This is a genomic window from Vibrio clamense (assembly GCF_050337905.1).
In the GTDB taxonomy this organism is placed as follows: domain Bacteria; phylum Pseudomonadota; class Gammaproteobacteria; order Enterobacterales; family Vibrionaceae; genus Vibrio; species Vibrio cortegadensis.
The window spans coordinates 352,070-369,800 of sequence record NZ_JAKJTJ010000021.1; the positions used below are offsets into that span (position 1 = coordinate 352,070).

Consider the following 17,731-nt stretch of genomic DNA (forward strand, 5'->3'; position numbering starts at 1 on the left):
CTAAGCAATAACCTGATAGGGCAGCGTTGATATTTCCATACTCAGTATAATTAAACATAGATGAACATAAAGTGAATAAGTGGTTTGTAAGTTAAATCTGTAGACTTAACGGCTTTGCATTTCATCTTCAAATATTTTGTCGCGCATTTTCCAAAATCGTCCGACCTTTCTTGCTACCACAAATTGGGGAGGGCGAAAGCGGTGTTGGTTAGCGACGACGCGAGTGGGTGAACTCTCTTCAAATGGTCGATGTCTATCCGCAAGGTGAGGTCGAACAAATTGATCTTTAAACAGTTGTTTTTGCTTCTTCGTGGTTAATGGCCAAAACTCATGAACTTGAGCTTGGTTTTCACCTAGATAGGTGACTTTAAGCTGAGATTTTCCTGTTGAGTCTTTATGAACATTTAAGTCCATCTCAAGACACTCAAATACTAACGCATCTTTTAAGTTGAGAGCCTCTTTTAGTTTTTTATCAGGGTCAACTAAAGTGGCATCGCACTCATGACAAATACGCGCGGCAATGTCATTGTCTGCTCCGCAGTTACCACAATATTTAGCTCTGAACCGGTATCCACAATGCTCCCGTTCTTGAGTCTCTTCATCGGTAAAATAACCTTGGCAGCGACGTCCAAAATGCTCTAGTAGGAAACCATTACTGTCTAGCTTTCCCCAGAAGTTATTATTGAAACCGCAAGCCGGGCAAGGGATGGTGACGATTTCGCTCTCAGAATCTGGTTTTGGATCGCCCACTTCTGGTTGATAAAGGTCGTAGCTATTGCCTGCATAATCGAGTACTAAACATTCGGTTTTTCCCTCAGATAGGCGTAATCCTCGACCTACAATTTGCTGATAAAGACTGATTGATTCTGTTGGTCGCAAAATAGCGATTAAATCCACATGAGGCGCATCGAAACCAGTGGTTAACACAGAAACATTGACGAGAAATTTGATATGGCGGTTTTTGAAGTCATTAATGATCTGATCGCGCTCTAATGTAGGAGTATCACCGATGACAATTGCGGACTCTCCAGCAGGCAGTAGGCCTAAAATCTCCTGCGCGTGACGAACCGTTGCCGCAAATACCATTATGCCTTGTTTGTCTTGTGCCAGTTGAATGATTTGGTCGACAATCTGCGGTGTGGCGCGTTTAGATTGCTCAATGACCATGTCCAGTTCCGCTTCTTTATATCGCCCGGTGTTTGCTGGCTTAAGCTTAGAGAAATCATAACTGAGTACAGGAGCATCAATCATTCTGGCGGGGGTCAAAAAACCTTCATCAAGTAGGTAACGAATCGGCAGTTCAAAAATGCAGTCACGGAAAAATCTCGGTTCTTCAGAGCGAACTTGGCCGCGAGTATGGTATTGGTATAACCACCCCATGCCTAGGCGATAAGGCGTGGCGGTCAAGCCTAACACTTTAATGCCGGGGTTTATCTCTCTTAAGTGGGAAATGACTTTTTGGTAGCTGCTTGTTTTTTCATCGGGTACGCGATGGCATTCATCAATGACCAAGAGTGAAAACTGATTCGCAAAAGCGTCTAAGTTTCTAACAACGGATTGTACTGAGGCGAAGACGACCTGCTGATCGGTCTCTTTACGACCTAAACCCGCCGAGAATATGGCCCCTTTTAAGTCATAACCTTCATATTTCGCGTGGTTTTGCTCAACTAATTCTTTTACGTGCGCCATCACCAAAACTCGTCCTTTAGCGAGACGAGCGAGTTCTGCAATGACTAAGCTTTTCCCTGCTCCAGTGGGCAGTACGAGAACCGCAGGTGTGCTGTGCTTACGAAAATAGTGGATGACCGCTTTAACTGAATCAGCTTGATAAGGGCGAAGTGTGTACATAGGGATGCGTTTATTAACCTTTCAAATGAAGCAAATAGAATAAGAGCAGCGGCGGTTTACACAAATAATGTGAAATAGCTCAACTATTGAGTAAAACAAGACTATAATACCTGACTTAATTTAGTCGAGGTATTCATGCGTTTAGATAAATTTTTGTGTGATTCATTAGGTGTTACTCGTAGAGAAGCGACAATCCTTCTTAGAAAAGGCGAAGTAACCGTAAATGGCGAGAAGAAAAAAAGCGGTTCTGTAAAAATAACAGAGCAGTGCTGTGTTGAGTGGCAAGAGCGCGAAATAACGGTGAAAGGCCCTCGTTACATCATGCTATACAAACCGGAAGGCTTTGTTTGTTCACATGAAGATGGTTCTAATCCAACCGCATTTGAATTGCTTGATGAAATCAAAATGGACGAACTTCATTTTGCTGGCCGTTTAGATGTTGATACGACAGGTTTAGTTCTGATCACCGATGATGGCCAATGGTCTCACCGCATTACATCGCCTAAGCGTAAATGTGAAAAAACATACCGCGTATGGCTGGTTGAACCTGTTGAAGATGACTATGTTGAGAAGTTTAAGCAAGGTATTGAGCTTCGCAGTGAAAAAGAGCCAACACTGCCTGCACATCTCGAAGTTCGTGCCGAAAAAGAGGTGCTACTGACTATCCATGAAGGCAAATACCATCAAGTAAAACGTATGTTTGCTGCTTTGGGTAATAAAGTAGAAGCACTTCACCGTGAAAAAATTGGTGAAATTGAATTAGATGAAGAGTTAGAGTTAGGTGAGTACCGTTATTTAACTCAAGAAGAAGCGGATTCTATTTGGAAATAGTGGCGTAGGTTAAAGCCTGACGTTTATTTTCATGTTCGCGTATTAAAGTCATGGCCCATTTGGTCGTGGCTTTTCTTTAGTTTCGAAGTTCTGATTTATTTTTTATTGCAATATCTGATGATAGTTTTCGTTTGTAATACTTAGTCTTACGCCTACTTATCACCTCCACTTCCGCATAGGAGAGTTATGACCACAACCACTGAACCAAGCATTTCACAGGGAAATACTCAGCCGACAAGCGTGAACCCCAATGAGCCGCCTAAATTAGGGTTGTTGCTATTTTTAATTTTGGGTGCGATTGGTGCGCTGACACCTTTAGCTATCGATATGTATTTGCCAGCAATGCCGACGATCGCTAAAGATCTTGGCGTGTCTGCTGGTGCGGTTCAGATTACGTTAACAGCTTATACTGCTGGTTTTGCGTTTGGTCAGTTGCTGCATGGCCCTTTGGCCGACAGTTTTGGGCGTCGGCCTGTGCTTATCATTGGTGTGCTCTTTTTTGGCATTGCTGCAGTAGTGAGTGCGACAACGACGGGTATTGAAGCGCTAACTTATGTTAGAACCGCGCAAGGCTTTGCGGGAGCAGCGGCTGCTGTGGTGATACAAGCTCTGGTCCGCGATATGTTTGATCGTGAAGATTTCGCTCGTACCATGTCGTTCATTACCTTAGTGATGACGATCGCGCCGTTAGTTGCGCCTATGGTGGGGGGGTATTTGGCTCTGTGGTTTGGTTGGCGTTCTATTTTCTGGGTGCTCGCGATTTTTGCTGCAATGGTGATTGCTGCGGTGTTCTGGAAAATTCCGGAAACATTGCCAGTAGAGAAGAGACAACCATTACGCTTTAGAACCACCATTCGTAATTACGCTCGGTTATTTAAGAATCCAGTGGCAATGGGGCTGATATTTTCAGGTGCATTCTCTTTTGCCGGGATGTTTGCTTTCTTGACCGCTGGCGCATTCGTCTATATTGATATTTATGGCGTACGACCTGATCACTTTGGTTATCTGTTTGGAATGAATATCATTGCGATGATTTTGATGACGAGCATTAATGGTCGCATGGTGAAAAAAGTGGGCTCACATAATATGCTGCGCTTTGCTTTAACCATTCAGCTGTTAGCGGGTGTTGGCCTATTTGCGGGCTGGGCGCTCGATCTTGGGTTGTGGGGAATTGTTCCATTTGTCGTTCTATTCATCGGAACACTCTCAACAATCGGTAGTAATTCTATGGGGTTATTACTTAGCGGTTATCCGAAAATGGCGGGTACTGCTTCTTCGTTAGCTGGAACACTTCGTTTCGGTACTGGTTCTGCTGTAGGTGCTTTGGTGGCAATGTTCCCATCCACAACCGCAGTACCAATGATTTTGGTGATGACAGCCTGCTCTGTGCTGTCAGCATTGTTATATTGGACATTAGGGAAAAAGGCATAATGTCGAAATACCATATTGAAATTCAAGCATTAGTAAACGCTGCATTAGAAGAGATGGCAGCGGAACACGAAAGCGGAAAGTTGGTCAATGCTCCTGTTGCAAATAACCACTTTCTGGTTCGTTGGGTAACGAAAAACATTAAAACCAAAGTGTTTAATAAGTGTATTAGCAGCGACATGATTCGCTGGCAAAAATCGGGTCGTTCTAAAGGTAACCAATCCGATCTTCTGTTTACGTTCAAACGTATTTCGGCCTTCTACGGAAAGATGTTTCCACAAGGTGACGACACTAAACCATTAAAAGACAGCGATGTTGAAGCGTTCATCGATAAAATGGATGAAGCGGGTTGGTGTGTAACGAATACAGAAGTGCTAACTAATGGTGAGAAGATTCAGTTCTTTACGGATGGCGCAGACTCTTTCGCGATGTGTGCTGATCAATGTGATGACTCTTTTGACGGTGAAATCATGGCACGACCAATGAATTGGTTTGTTCGTGGCAATCACGCGAAGTTTATTGAGATGGCCGCAGAAGCTGGTTTCATGCTGCACAAACGTACTGACTACAAATCATTGGTCAAATACCATGGTGAGTATATTGTTTACCCTGGAAATCACGGCGTTGAATTAGCTGAAATTCCGATTAGCGTCATTGGTTAATTGATTGGGTCATCGGTTAGCAGATTCGTTTTAATCGTTGAATTATAATGCCTCTTTTGAGCTTTATTGGTAAGGCTTCAAAGGGGCATTTTTATTTTCTGTTTTCAGCTATCGACTGTTTACACGGCATGTCTCATTGTTTGTGTATGCCTAATAGTTTGTGTATGTCTAGCTGCTCGTGCATGTCTAGCTGTTCGTGCATGTCTATGGTGAATTAGCTCTTCTCCGTTTGTTTACCGGAGGCCTTTTTACAGATAGCCTTTACCATGCCTCTAAAAATAAATAGATGGGCAGGCATCATGGCAAACCAGTAGAGTAATCCTAAAAATCCTTGCGGATGCCACCAAGCGGTTAAGTTCACCTCTCTATAGTCACCATGATCAGTGATGGTGCACTCAAGACGTCCTAAACCGGGTCCTTTCATCCCAAAAAATAGAGAAAGAAACTGATTTTTTTCACAGCGAATCACTTTCCAAGAGTCAATAAAATCACCCACTTTTAATTCAGGCCCTTCAGGAGAACGACGTATCGGCCTCTGACCGCCAAAGAAGATGTCGAGCCATTCCCGTGTACGCCATAACCCATTAGCAAAAAAGTACCCCTCTTCTTTGCTTCCTATTTTTTGTGCAACTTCCCATAGTTGCTCGCTCGATAACTGAGTATGTGCACTTGCCCCAGCTTGTTTAGGGTAATAGCCGTAACCAGGCTGCCAGCGTTGTAAGGCTGCGGGTTCAAATCCCCATACATTACTGCGGACAAATGTACCTTCTTGTTTAATTGTCTCCCTTACTGCGTCTTCATAAGAAATAAGATCTTGCGGGTATAGTTTGCGTATTGGCTGAGCGTCGGCAATGTAGTCGTGTTCCAGTCCGGCCAGCAGCGCTTTGCCAATATTAGAGGGGACGGAAGTGACTAAGCTAAGCCAATATGAGGCCATTTTAGGAGTAAGGAGAGCGGTAGACCATAAACGGAGTGGCTTTTTGACCGCCTGGCAGATCACTTTAAATTGCTCGCGGTAGCTCAATACATCGGGCCCACCGACTTCAAATGTTTGAGACTCTCTCGGTGATGCTTTCGCTAATTCTAATAGGTAATGATTGAGGTTAGGTAGGGCAATGGGGTTTGCTTTTGAATCAACCCATTTGGGCGCGATCATTAGAGGGAGGTTGTAAACAAAGTCGCGCATAATTTCAAAAGCAGCGGAACCTGGCCCAATAATGACGCCAGCGCGAAGCTCAGTCACGGGTATACCACTAAGTCGAATGATCTTACCTGTCTTCTTTCTTGCTAATAAATGTTCAGAATTCCCCGTTTGCGGCTGGAGTGCGCTTAGGTAAATAACATGTTTGACTCGGCTATTAAGCAGAGCTTGAGAAAAGTTCTCCGCAAGTTGTAGTTCATATTCGATGAAGTCGTGTCCCTCTGCCATCCCGTGAACGAGGAAGAAGACAAGATCGAAATCATCAACAAGCTTATCGGTCTCATCCTTATCCGCTAAATCTAGATAATGCATCGTAAGGCTAGGGTGGGGAGCGGTTCTCTGTTTGAGATAATCGATATGACGAGCTGCGGCCGTGACAAGATGGCCCTCTGCTAGTAACTTCGGGATTAGTTGTGATCCAATGTAGCCTGACGCACCTAATATAAGAATTTTTTTCATGCTCATCCATCAGCCTTTTTAGTGGTCGAAATATGCACTAAGGGCTATAGTATCAGATTATTATCGAGTTCTATCAATATGTTGTGATTTGGTTACGATTACTCGGTTTTTGTTTATTAAAGGTGATGTTCTTGGCTCTTGTCTCTCAAATAATTTTCCATACCAAAGGTGATTTTTTACGCCGCTTAATTGCGATTGCATTACCTATTGCCCTTCAGAGTATTATGTTCTCAAGCCGAGGTTTGGTGGATGTACTTATGCTGGGACAGCTAGGTGAAGCGGATATTGCCGCGGTGGGTGTGGCGAGCCGAGCCATGTTTGTTACAACCATAATGTTAGTGGGTGTAAACACTGGAGGCGCACTATTAACGGCTCAGTTCTGGGGCGCAGGAGATAAAAAAGGCGTTAGGGAAAGTACCGCCCTGACTTGGATGATTGCGGTGGGTTTTGCTCTATTGACCATCGTCTTTTTTGTCTTATTTCCAACTCAGATTATGTCACTGACCACCGATTCGAATGAAGTTAAGCAACTGGGTCGTGACTATATTGTTATCACATCGTTTAGCATGATAGCAGTGGCTTGTGTGAGCAGTATGGCGGTAGGTTTACGTGCGATGCACAAGCCGGGGATTAGTACCTTTTTTAGTGGAATCGGAATCCTGTCGAACGTCTTCCTCAACTGGGTGCTTATTTTCGGTAAGTTTGGATTCCCAGCTATGGGGATCACCGGTGCAGCAATCGCGACGGTGTTGAGCAGCGCAATAGAAGTGGTGTGTTTATATGGTTACTTATATAGCAAGAAGCATCTTCTCGCTTTTGGTATGAATGACATAAAAGCCGCGTGTTATTGGGACAATATTGTTCGCTTCTTAAAATTATCAATGCCGACAACGTTCAACTTTCTTGCGTGGGCTGGTGGTTTATTCGCGTACCATGCCATTATGGGACAAAGTGGTGTTCAAGGCCTTGCTGCACTCTCTGTCATGACGCCTGTTGAGTCGATCTCACTAAGCTTGCTCATCGGTCTATCGAATGCCGCGTCAGTGTTAGTCGGCAACCAGCTAGGTGCTAAAAAATACGATGCCGTGTATTACCAGGCGCTGGGTTTAACTTGTTTAAACATCATCGTTGGTGTTTGTGTGGCTATCTTGCTCTTCTTTATTCAGATCCCGATTTTAAACGCTTTCTCTGCGCTGACCCCTGAAACAAGGGAAATGGCCGAAAAATTCATTGTTATCTTAAGTTTCGGTATTGTCCTTCGCTCCGTTCCTATGGTGGTGATCGTTGGAGTACTGAGAGCGGGTGGTGATGTGAAGTTTTGCTTGTATCAAGATCTCATCGCCCAATGGTTGATCGGTATTCCGCTGGCTGCTTTTGCGGCTATCAAGCTAGGGATGTCTCCGGAGTGGATTTATGTGCTGTTTCTCACAGAAGAAGTGGTGAAATGGGGCGGTTCACTTTATAGGATGAAAAGCAAGAAGTGGATGAAAAATTTGATTGAAAATTAGACATGTGAATTATTGATGCTGCAATGGGATGCGTATATTGTGATCTGTACTTCAAAACACTTCCTACTAACAAGGAATTAGTGTAGATTCTGAATCCAATTTAGAGTTCATGTGGTGATTTAATGTTAAGACTGTCGGACCTGTGCAAAGGCTATGTAGATGGGGGGGAATTTCACCCTGTACTGCAAGGGGCAGAGCTTCACTTAAATCAAGGGGATCAAGTTGCTTTAATGGGAGAAAGTGGTTCAGGAAAGAGCACTTTACTTAACCTTATTGCTGGTCTCGATACGGTAGACTCTGGTGAAATTGAGTTCCCTCATTTGCAAATGCACAGTGCTTCTGAGTTTAACCGTACCGCTTTTCGTCGTAATAATATTGGTAATATATTCCAACAGTTCAACTTGCTCCCAACGCTTAATATTGCCGACAACATCCGCTTTTGCCGTCAATTAAAAGGCCTACCTGAAGACAAAGCTCTATGGCGTCAGATTTTATCTGCATTGGATCTGATGGCACTTTTAGGGCGTTACCCAGAAGAGGTCTCTGGTGGTCAGCAACAGAGAGCTGCGATTGCAAGGGCTTTATATATGGAGCCTCAGTTACTACTGGCAGATGAACCAACGGGTAGCCTTGATGAACGTAATGCGGAAGCGGTAATGCGTTTATTAACCTCACTTACTCGTCAGCTAAATTGTACGCTACTACTTGTCACTCACAGTGAAAAAGTTGCTCAACACATGGAAGGGCGCGTTCGCCTTCAAGGAGGGCAATTGCATGTTATGGCCCGTAGTTAAGGCGCTACTAGGTCACTACCGTCGGTATCCTTTACAAATCATTCTAGTTTGGCTTGGTCTTACTCTTGGCGTATCACTTTTGGTGGGTGTTACGGCAATTAATGATCATGCAAAACAGAGCTACGCGAATGGTGAGAAACTTTTTTCAAACCCTCTTCCTTACCGTATTCGCCCAAAGCACAACGCAAATAAGATCCCACAAGGGTTTTATATTCAACTCCGCAGAAAAGGCTTTAACCAATGTGCGCCTTTTGATAATCATCGCTTAACAACCAGCAATGGTACCAGCTTGATGCTGATGGGGGTCGATCCTATTGCGATGATGCAGTTCAAAGATGATATTCACTTAGAAGATTTGACCACGTTAAGCTTGATGAAGCCGCCTTATCCGCTGCTTGTGAGTCAGCAATTTGCGAAACATATGAGCTGGTCAGAAAATTCATACATAGAGTTGAATGATGGTTCAAAGCTTGGGCCCATCACCATAGATAGAAAAAATCAACTCCATGGCACCAAAGTCGTCGCTGATCTGTCATTACTTCGTATGCTAAAACGAAGCTCTGGGCTGTCTGTTATTGCTTGTGGTGAAATGCCAGCGAAAAAGTTGCAAGCGTTAAGATCCCTATTACCCAATGGCATGGCGATCTCGCGTAGTACAAAAGCGGAACTTGAGTCATTAACGAATGCTTTTCATATGAATTTATCAGCGATGGGGATGCTCTCTTTTGTCGTTGGATTGTTCATATTCTATCAAGCCATGTCGCTTTCTTTTATCCAGCGTCAGCCTCTTGTCGGAACATTACGCCAAATTGGCGTGTCAGGTTGGCAATTGGCAAAAGCGCTCTCTTTTGAGTTGGTTTTGTTGGTCCTCATTAGCTGGCTTTGCGGTAATGTACTCGGCTTACTCCTTGCTAATCAGCTTATCCCTGCCGTATCGGCTAGCTTGGGTGATCTCTACGATGCAAATGTAGGTTTATCGATAACGTGGGGTTGGAGAACAAGTTTATATAGCCTAGCGATGGCATCATTTGGGGCGTTCATTGCTTGTAGCTGGCCTTTGATTCGCTTACTTAAATCACAGCCTATTCGTCTAACATCGCGTTTATCACTGGTTCGCTTTGCTGGTACGGAATTTAGTTGGCAAGCGTTGATCGCCTGTGCGTTTTGTGTCGCTGCGATTGCGGTGTACCAAGCGCCTAAAACTCAAGAAACAGGTTTTGCGATAATTGGTCTGATGCTTGTGAGTGTCGCTTTATTCACGCCATACATCATTTGGAAACTGTTTAACGCGCTGTCTTACTCTTTACGCTGGGTTAAAGCTCGTTGGTTCTTTGCTGATGCAGCTGCGAGTATGAGTTATCGTGGGGTAGCAACGATGGCGTTTATGCTTGCTTTAACTGCAAATATTGGCGTTGAAACCATGGTAGGCAGTTTCCGTGATACGACGGATAAGTGGTTAAGCCAGCGATTAGCGGCGGATGTTTATATCTACCCAAGCAATAATTCGGCGGCGCGAATGAGTACTTGGCTTACTGCTCAGCCTGAAGTTGATACGGTTTGGTGGCGTTGGGAAAAAGATGTGTCAACGGCTGGTGGCCCTATACAGGTCGTGAGCTCCGGCTCTTCAGAAGGTGAGCTTGATGCCTTAACCGTTAAACTAGGGATCCCAAATTATTGGTACCAATTGCATCAGTCGAAAGGTGTGATGATCAGTGAGTCCATGTCATTGAAATTAGACATCAGACCGGGTGACTACATCGATTTAGGCGAAAGGCTTGGCAAAAAATGGCAAGTGGTTGGAGTGTATTATGATTATGGCAACCCGTATCACCAAGTGATGATGTCACATCGCAATTGGTTGAACTCCTTTGCTGGTAGCGGCAATGTCGCTCTTGGCGTCGTGCTAGAGGATAATGTGAATGCATTGGGTCTTAAGCGTCGTTTAGAGAGTGTGTTTAGGATGAGTTCTGAACGTGTTTTTGATAATGGCAGCATTCATAGTCAGGCCATGAGAGTTTTTGATCGCACTTTTGCTATTGCTGACACTTTAGGCAACATCACACTGGTGATCGCGGTATTCGGCATTTTCTTCTCGACCTTAGCTGGAGAAGTTTCAAGGCAGCGTCATATTTCTTTACTCCGCTGTTTGGGTATGTCAGGGAAAGAGTTGATCGCCATGGGGAGCTTGCAACTGGTGGTATTCGGTTTGATTTCGGCGATAATTGCGATGCCTCTAGGACTCGCACTAGCTAACTTAATTGTGGATATTATCATCAAGCAATCCTTTGGTTGGTCTTTGGAGTTACAGGTGATTCCTTGGGAATATATGCAAACTTTTGCTTGGGCGATGTTATCGCTAATTGTTGCAGGTGCGCTACCTGTTCTTCGAATGGTTCGTAATACACCGATCAGTTCACTAAGAGATGCGTTGTAAATGAAAAACAGAAAAGTTTCGGATACGACGAAGCACTCTAGTCAGACTACACATTCTGGTCAGAAGTCGGACTCAGGTGAGTTACGCGTTCAAGATCTAGGTCGTCACCACCATTCTAGTCGCATTATCACGGCCTCTGTGATGCTGTTTGTTATGATTCTTTTAGCTTGTGGTGTCTATTTTTCATTTTTTGACTCCTCAAATGAAACTAAAGCAAGTAACGTAAGCCCGTTATTTCATAGTGAAGAGCGAAAGGTTTACGACCCAGTGCTTCCAGATAAAGCAGTTAAACTACCAGCAGACTTTCAACTTCATCCCGACTTTCAGCATGAGTGGTGGCACTACTTTGCAAGTGTTGTGGATGCTGAGGGTCAAGAGTATGGGATCCAGTGGAGCTACTTTAGGGTTGCCACAGATGAAAGGGAAACGTCTGGCTGGCAAAGTCCACAGCTATATATCGCCAATGTTGTTATTAGCTCTGGAACAAAAACGTGGAAAGAGCAGCGTTTGGCTCGCGGTGGAATTGGCCAGGCAGGAATGCGCAATCGTCCTTTTAGGATCTGGTTAGATAACTGGAGTTGGCGCTCATTAAGTTCTACGCCCTTTCCTGGTTTGTTAGATGTTCAGTCAGATGAGTTTGGCATGGTATTGACATCTAAGACCATAGGACCTTATGTCTTAAATGGAGATAAAGGCTATCAAATTAAGCATGATTTACTGCCTATCGCTTCTTACAGTTTCAGTGCTCCATTTTTGAGTGTTCAAGGACAACTTCGTTTAGAGGGGCAACCAGCGTTCGCAGTTAAAGGCAAAGCTTGGCTGAATAAAGAGTGGGGGAGCGCTTTACTTGCTGAAGGAAGAAGAGGTTGGGATTGGTTTGTGTTTGACCTTGATGATGGTCGGACATTAAGCGTGACTCAATCTCGATATGATCAACAATTACCTTATACGTATGGCACTTTGGCGGATAGATCGGGGAAAGTAATAAGTTTGTCTGATTCAGATATATCGATCTCGCCATTAAATACCAGCACTTTGCCGAATGGACGCAGGTTGCCATTACAGTGGTCGATAGAGGTGCCTGAAAGCAATATTAAATTGATGACCAAAGTGGTTCGCAGGGATATGTGGCTGCCTTTTGTCATTCCATATTGGGAAGGCCCAGTGTCCGCTTCTGGTTCCCATGAGGCAAAAGGCTTCATGCAATTGACGGGATACTAGTGACGAGCATTCACTGAATAAGATCGTATGAACAAAATGCGCTGATGAAATTATTGTTTACATGATCTGAGCCTTCGTCGCTTTATCTCATTACGTCAGATCTGGCCCACGTATGTTGTATTTTAGGGGTAAGGGTGGTTTTTCTATCTTATTTTTCTACTCTCATGAGTCAGTCGGCCTATTATGAATGGGCTGCCTGTGTTTTCATGATTATCCGCATCCTTCACTTTTCGTATCTTTCTGATTGATAAAATATTAATCGGGTGCACTCAGTTGCATTTCTAATCTATACTCCCACTTATGAATAAAAATGTAACTTTAAGGAATATACGCTGTATTGTTTATTAAACATCGGAAATTCCGAAGTTAAACATCTAAACAATCGATTATTCCAAACTGTCGGTGATCTATAAACTCAGATCTATTCTTTGTTATCAGATTATTAACATAATAAATATAAGGACGATATCATGAGTGATGTCATTCGCGACTTCTTCAAAATGGAGTCAGCTGGTGGAATTTTATTAGTCATTGCTGCTGCGATTGCAATGACGATTGCAAACACGTCGTTTAATGGTGTTTATCAAGAGTTTCTTCATACCTACGTGTTCGGCATGTCTATTTCGCATTGGATCAATGATGGTCTAATGGCGATTTTCTTCTTTTTGATTGGTCTTGAAGTTAAGCGTGAATTACTTGAAGGTGCACTGAAGTCAAAAGAGACGGCAATATTCCCAGCAATTGCGGCTGTGGGCGGTATGTTGGCACCTGCACTGATCTATGTACTGTTTAACTCTGGTGACCCACAAGCAATGCAAGGTTGGGCAATTCCGGCCGCGACTGATATTGCATTCGCGCTAGGTATCATGGCTCTGCTAGGAAAGCGTGTTCCTGTTAGTTTGAAAGTTTTCCTACTCGCCCTTGCTATTATCGATGACCTTGGTGTTGTTGTGATCATTGCGCTTTTCTATAGCGGTGACTTGTCAACGATTGCATTAACGATTGGTTTTGCGATGACTGGCGTGCTCTTTATGCTTAATGCCAAACATGTGACTAAGATAAGTATCTATTTAGTTGTGGGCTTCATTTTATGGGTGAGTGTACTCAAATCGGGAGTTCACGCGACGCTTGCTGGTGTGGTTCTAGGCTTTGCTATTCCATTGAAAGGCAATGAAGGTGAGCGATCTCCACTTAAACATCTTGAGCATGCACTTCATCCATATGTCGCGTTTGCAATTCTTCCTCTGTTCGCATTTGCTAACGCAGGTATCTCATTGGAAGGTGTTTCAATGGACGGTCTGACATCGATGCTGCCACTAGGTATTGCGTTGGGGCTGTTAGTTGGCAAACCTTTGGGTATCTTTACTTTCAGCTGGATTGCGGTAAAAGCTGGCGTAGCGAAGTTGCCTGAAGGCATTAACTTTGTCCATATATTTGCAGTATCAGTGCTATGTGGTATCGGTTTTACCATGTCTATATTCATCTCATCACTTGCATTTGGTTCGGTGAGTGCTGATTTTGATACTTACGCAAGGTTGGGCATTTTAATGGGATCTACAACTGCGGCAGTGTTGGGTTACGCACTATTAAGCCTATCATTGCCTAAGAAAGCATAATGGTTGTGCTCTTCTAGACAAAAACCTAGACAAAAAACAAGCCCTCTAAATGTAGAGGGCTTTGTTGTATTTCTGAGTCCGGAAAAATGTTACTTCTTGATGGTGGTGAAAATCGTCCACTCTTCAATCACCGCTTCTTTAAGGCCAACAACGGTCGCAGTAACTTTTCGGTTGATTGCATGGGATGTTGGATCATCACCTTGACTCTCTAGTTTGGATTCACCATACCCAACGATACGAGCGCGGTCTCTGGTTATGCCATAGGAGATAAGCCGTTTTTGAACATTGTTCGCTCGTTTCTTTGAAAGTTCGAGGTTGTATTCTGGTGACCCGATTTTACTGGCGTAACCTTGGATCTCAATTGACGCCGTTTTATAGGTTTTTAAAAACTCCGCCATCGTACGGATTTGTTCTGAAAAAATTGGGTTTATCTCAAAAGAGTTATGAGCAAAGAGAATCTTGAGTTGCCTTACCTCCTCTGAGCGCATGAGTTCTCCACAGCCATCATTATCGACTTGTGATTCTCTTGGCGTTCCAGGGCAAATATCACGAGCGTTCACGACACCATCTCGGTCGTCATCTTGTAAATCTGAAACTTGAACGGCTGTTGGTGTATCTATGTAGGGGTAGTCTTGCTCAGCCCAAACCATGGTTGAAATGGACAGAACTAAGCTCGGGACTACAAGGATAAATTTCATAGTTAGTACTCCATCTCTTTCGTCCACTCTTCAGGTATATCTACCAGTAAAGCATCCAGTAGGCTCCCAGTGGCATTCATCACTCTATACTTTGCATATTGCTCGGAATAGTGCGCATCGAGGTAATCTTTTCTCGCTTCAAATAGTTCATTTTCAGTATTGAGGAGATCAAGCAATGTACGTTGACCGATTCGATACTGTTTTTCGTAAGCAATCACGGTCTGAGAGGCAGAATCTACATGATCCGCCAAAAAGTTTTTCTGTTGCAAGGTCAAATCAAGCGCACTCCAAGATAGACGAAGCCCTTCTTCTACTTGTCGGAATGCTGTATCTCGTAGATCTTTTGCTTTGTTCAATTGGTATGCGGCAGATTCACTACGGTCGCTGTCTGATCCTCCGTTGTAGAGATTATATCGGAGTCTAAGCATCGCTAGAGTTTCGTCACTTCGCCCTTCATCACCGCCAGCATCATCACGCCATGTCTGCGAAGCTTCAAAAGAGAGGGTAGGGTAATTATTGCCTTTCGATTGCTCATATTGGAAGCGAGCAGAATCGATATCAGCATTAGCGACTTTAATGACAGGGTGTTTTTCGAAAGCAAAATCGATGGCTTCAGTTAAAGCAAGAGGGAGTTTGGAAATATCAGCTCTAGGATAGATAAGTCCTAAAGGTGCTTGGCCCACTTCTCGTTTAAATTGGGTATGGGTATCGATTAAGTTGTTCTGCGCAGCAAGTAAGTTTCCGTGAGCCTTGGCTATTCGAGCTTCAACCTGAGACAGGTCTGCTGTCGATCCTAATCCTGATTCTGCACGGCGTTTAATATCTTTATAGATCTCTTTGTGAGTCGCGAGGTTACTTTCAGAAAGAGCGAGAACTTCACTCGCTTTCACCGCATCTAAATATATTTGGGTAACATTGAGTGCTTTATTTTCAGCGTCCGCTAATAGTTGCAATCGCACCGATTCAGCATCGGCAGCGGTTCGATCAATGTTGTTTAGCGTAGCTGAACCATCCCAAATAAGTTGTGTAAGCGAAATCGTCGCTTCTTTACGTGTTAGATCGGTGGTTGGATCATTCTGTTGAGCGGGGTTAATCCTTTCATAGCCAATACCAGCATCTAGATAGATACTCGGCCTATAGTCTCCTTTTGTTGCATCGTTGTCTTTACGTAGACTGATGTATTCGTTAAACACACTTTTTATTTGTGGATTGGTTGCAAGAGTATACGCAACTGCCTGCTCTAATGTTTGGCTATTTGCGGTAAAACTCGACACAATCAAGCAACTAATTAGATTGAGATTGGTCCATTTCAAGGTCATTCTCCTCTTTCTTTTCTCGCTAAAAATGCAGTCGATCAACCTAAAGTGTGTGATCGCTCTAGTATCAAAATGCGACTTTATTATCAGCAAGCTTAGTTTATAGAGTGAGAAAAACGAGAAATTTATCAAATTTTTTAAAATTAAATTCCCTTATAAATTGACATCTTGGAGTTTGATGGGTTTTAAGGGTTGTTATTGAGTTGAATGTTACTAGTGTGGCGACTAGTTTTATAAGATGCAAAAGGTGCGATGTTTATTCAGATATAAGACATATTTGAGCACACTCTTAGTGACGGAAGGGATCAACTCATGAAATCCACGACTCTTAATTATATAGCAGCGGCAAGTGGTCTGATTGTATTAGATGGGCTAGGTCAGTTGAAGCAATTAGAACCTGGAGAAAAACCACTACCCGGCGAGCTAGTTGTTTCAATTGATAATGGAGAACCTGACGATGTCAATATTGAAGCTCAGCTGATTGGAGACAATGCGCTGCCTCAGAATATCAATATCGATGATGAAATAGCACAAGTTTTAGCTCAAATTGAACAGGGAGAAGACCCCACTCAGAATGAAGATTTCGCGACAGCGGCTGGTGGCGAAATAGGGTCAAGTCCGACTGGTTCTGGCGATATAGAACGAACAGGTGCTGAGACCCTTGCGTTCACTAATTTTGAAACGTCTGGTCTTGAGGCTCAAGGCTTAACTGAATTACAAAGCTTAGCTTTAGGTGAACTTCTGGTTGAAGCATTTGCGATAATTTCAGGCGATGAAAATGTTGAAGTCGATGAAACGGATGCCCCAATAGAGACCGGGGGAGCTGTGGATGTAGATATTGAGGAAGTTTCATTTTTACCAATAGAAAATCAGCCAGGTGATAATAACTATGGTTTATTTTCTATTGATGAAGAGGGGAATTGGACATTTGTTGCTAATGAAGCGTTCGATGAACTTAATGTTGGTGATAGTTACGTTGATACCATTACCGTCTCAACGACAGATGACACTGAGACCACGATTACCGTCACAATCAATGGTACTGATGATGTACCAGAGTTGGTCGCAGATACAGGCAGCGTCACTGAAGATGTAGATGTTGTCGAGGGTACCTTGTCAGCGAGTGGTATTTTGGAACCTGGGACTGGCGGAGACGGCGGGGAAGATAAGTTTGTTGCTGCTGATATTGTTGGTCTCTACGGCAGTCTTTCTGTTGATGAAGATGGTAACTGGGAGTATTTCGCCAATAATAGCCAGGTTGCGATTCAAGAGTTAGATCAGGGCGAATCAATAGATGATGTCTTTACTGTACTAAATGCTGATGGAGTAACGGAAACAACCGTCACCATCACCATTAACGGCGCAGAAGATCCGTCCGACATCACTGTGGGTGAAGGGGACAGCGATGAAGGCAGCGTCACCGAAGACGTGGACGTGACGCTGGCCGACACCTTGGTCAGCGAAGGCAGCTTGACCATCAGCGATGTGGACGCCAATGACAATCCGGAGTTCAACCCGAACGGGGTGTTCACACCGACAGGCTCCACCAATGCCGCGGCGCTCGGCAGCTTAGTGATCGACGCCGATGGCGACTGGACCTACACCGTCGACAACAACGCGGTGCAATATCTGGACGAAGGTGAAACCGTCACCGAAATTTACACCGTCAGTGCCACCGATGGGACCGAGCATGTGGTCACCATCACCATTAACGG

Annotated in this window: 13 protein-coding genes; 9 read left to right on the forward strand and 4 right to left on the reverse strand. The window is 43.9% G+C overall.

What is annotated here, in order from left to right; all coding sequences use genetic code 11:
* Positions 1-105: 105 nt before the first annotated feature.
* Complete coding sequence (gene radD / locus L4C39_RS09305; RefSeq protein WP_371710979.1) at positions 106-1,848, reverse strand: DNA repair helicase RadD; 1,743 nt, start codon at positions 1,846-1,848, stop codon at positions 106-108.
* 135 nt (positions 1,849-1,983) lie between these two features.
* Here radD and rsuA point away from each other — a divergent pair, with 135 nt between their 5' ends.
* From rsuA to L4C39_RS09320, 3 genes are all read left to right on the forward strand, one after another.
* On the forward strand, positions 1,984-2,679 hold the full coding sequence (rsuA, locus tag L4C39_RS09310; protein WP_429745505.1) for a 16S rRNA pseudouridine(516) synthase RsuA: 696 nt from the start codon (positions 1,984-1,986) through the stop codon (positions 2,677-2,679).
* 186 nt (positions 2,680-2,865) lie between these two features.
* A complete protein-coding gene (locus L4C39_RS09315) occupies positions 2,866-4,110 on the forward strand; it encodes a Bcr/CflA family multidrug efflux MFS transporter (RefSeq protein ID WP_429745508.1) in 1,245 nt (414 codons plus the stop codon).
* Positions 4,110-4,769 (forward strand): DUF2913 family protein, encoded by a 660-nt coding sequence (locus L4C39_RS09320; RefSeq protein ID WP_017051785.1) that lies wholly within the window; start codon positions 4,110-4,112, stop codon positions 4,767-4,769. Before L4C39_RS09315 ends, L4C39_RS09320 begins: the two co-directional genes overlap by 1 nt.
* 214 nt (positions 4,770-4,983) lie before the next feature.
* On the opposite strand, the gene L4C39_RS09325 is transcribed toward L4C39_RS09320, so the two are convergent.
* The gene (locus tag L4C39_RS09325) at positions 4,984-6,429 is read right to left on the reverse strand and encodes a DUF2867 domain-containing protein (RefSeq protein WP_429745510.1); all 1,446 of its coding nucleotides are present in this window, start codon (positions 6,427-6,429) and stop codon (positions 4,984-4,986) included.
* Between the two features lie 125 nt (positions 6,430-6,554).
* On the opposite strand from L4C39_RS09325, the gene L4C39_RS09330 reads away from it, so the two are divergent.
* The 5 genes from L4C39_RS09330 (at position 6,555) to nhaA (ending at position 14,002) form a co-directional block, all read left to right on the forward strand.
* Positions 6,555-7,937 (forward strand): MATE family efflux transporter, encoded by a 1,383-nt coding sequence (locus L4C39_RS09330; RefSeq protein WP_429745532.1) that lies wholly within the window; start codon positions 6,555-6,557, stop codon positions 7,935-7,937.
* Positions 7,938-8,059: 122 nt separating this feature from the next.
* A complete protein-coding gene (locus L4C39_RS09335; RefSeq protein WP_017051782.1) occupies positions 8,060-8,731 on the forward strand; it encodes an ABC transporter ATP-binding protein in 672 nt (223 codons plus the stop codon).
* Positions 8,712-11,165, forward strand: coding sequence for an ABC transporter permease (locus L4C39_RS09340; protein WP_017051781.1), 2,454 nt, complete (start codon positions 8,712-8,714; stop codon positions 11,163-11,165). The genes L4C39_RS09335 and L4C39_RS09340 overlap by 20 nt, the downstream gene beginning before the upstream one ends.
* 141 nt (positions 11,166-11,306) lie before the next feature.
* Entirely contained in the window at positions 11,307-12,386 is a 1,080-nt protein-coding gene (locus L4C39_RS09345) for a lipocalin-like domain-containing protein (RefSeq protein ID WP_429745534.1), read from the forward strand.
* A gap of 470 nt (positions 12,387-12,856) precedes the next feature.
* Positions 12,857-14,002, forward strand: coding sequence for a Na+/H+ antiporter NhaA (gene nhaA / locus L4C39_RS09350; RefSeq protein ID WP_113796044.1), 1,146 nt, complete (start codon positions 12,857-12,859; stop codon positions 14,000-14,002).
* Between the two features lie 89 nt (positions 14,003-14,091).
* Here nhaA and L4C39_RS09355 read toward each other — a convergent pair whose 3' ends face one another.
* Together L4C39_RS09355 and L4C39_RS09360 are read right to left on the reverse strand one after the other, a co-directional pair.
* Complete coding sequence (locus tag L4C39_RS09355; RefSeq protein ID WP_371711104.1) at positions 14,092-14,652, reverse strand: OmpA family protein; 561 nt, start codon at positions 14,650-14,652, stop codon at positions 14,092-14,094.
* 50 nt (positions 14,653-14,702) lie between these two features.
* Positions 14,703-16,013, reverse strand: a complete 1,311-nt coding sequence (locus L4C39_RS09360; protein WP_489686398.1) for a TolC family outer membrane protein — start codon at positions 16,011-16,013, stop codon at positions 14,703-14,705.
* A 315-nt stretch (positions 16,014-16,328) separates the two neighbouring features.
* Here L4C39_RS09360 and L4C39_RS09365 point away from each other — a divergent pair.
* A partial coding sequence (locus tag L4C39_RS09365; protein ID WP_429745515.1) for a VCBS domain-containing protein occupies positions 16,329-17,731 on the forward strand: 1,403 nt, incomplete at its 3' end.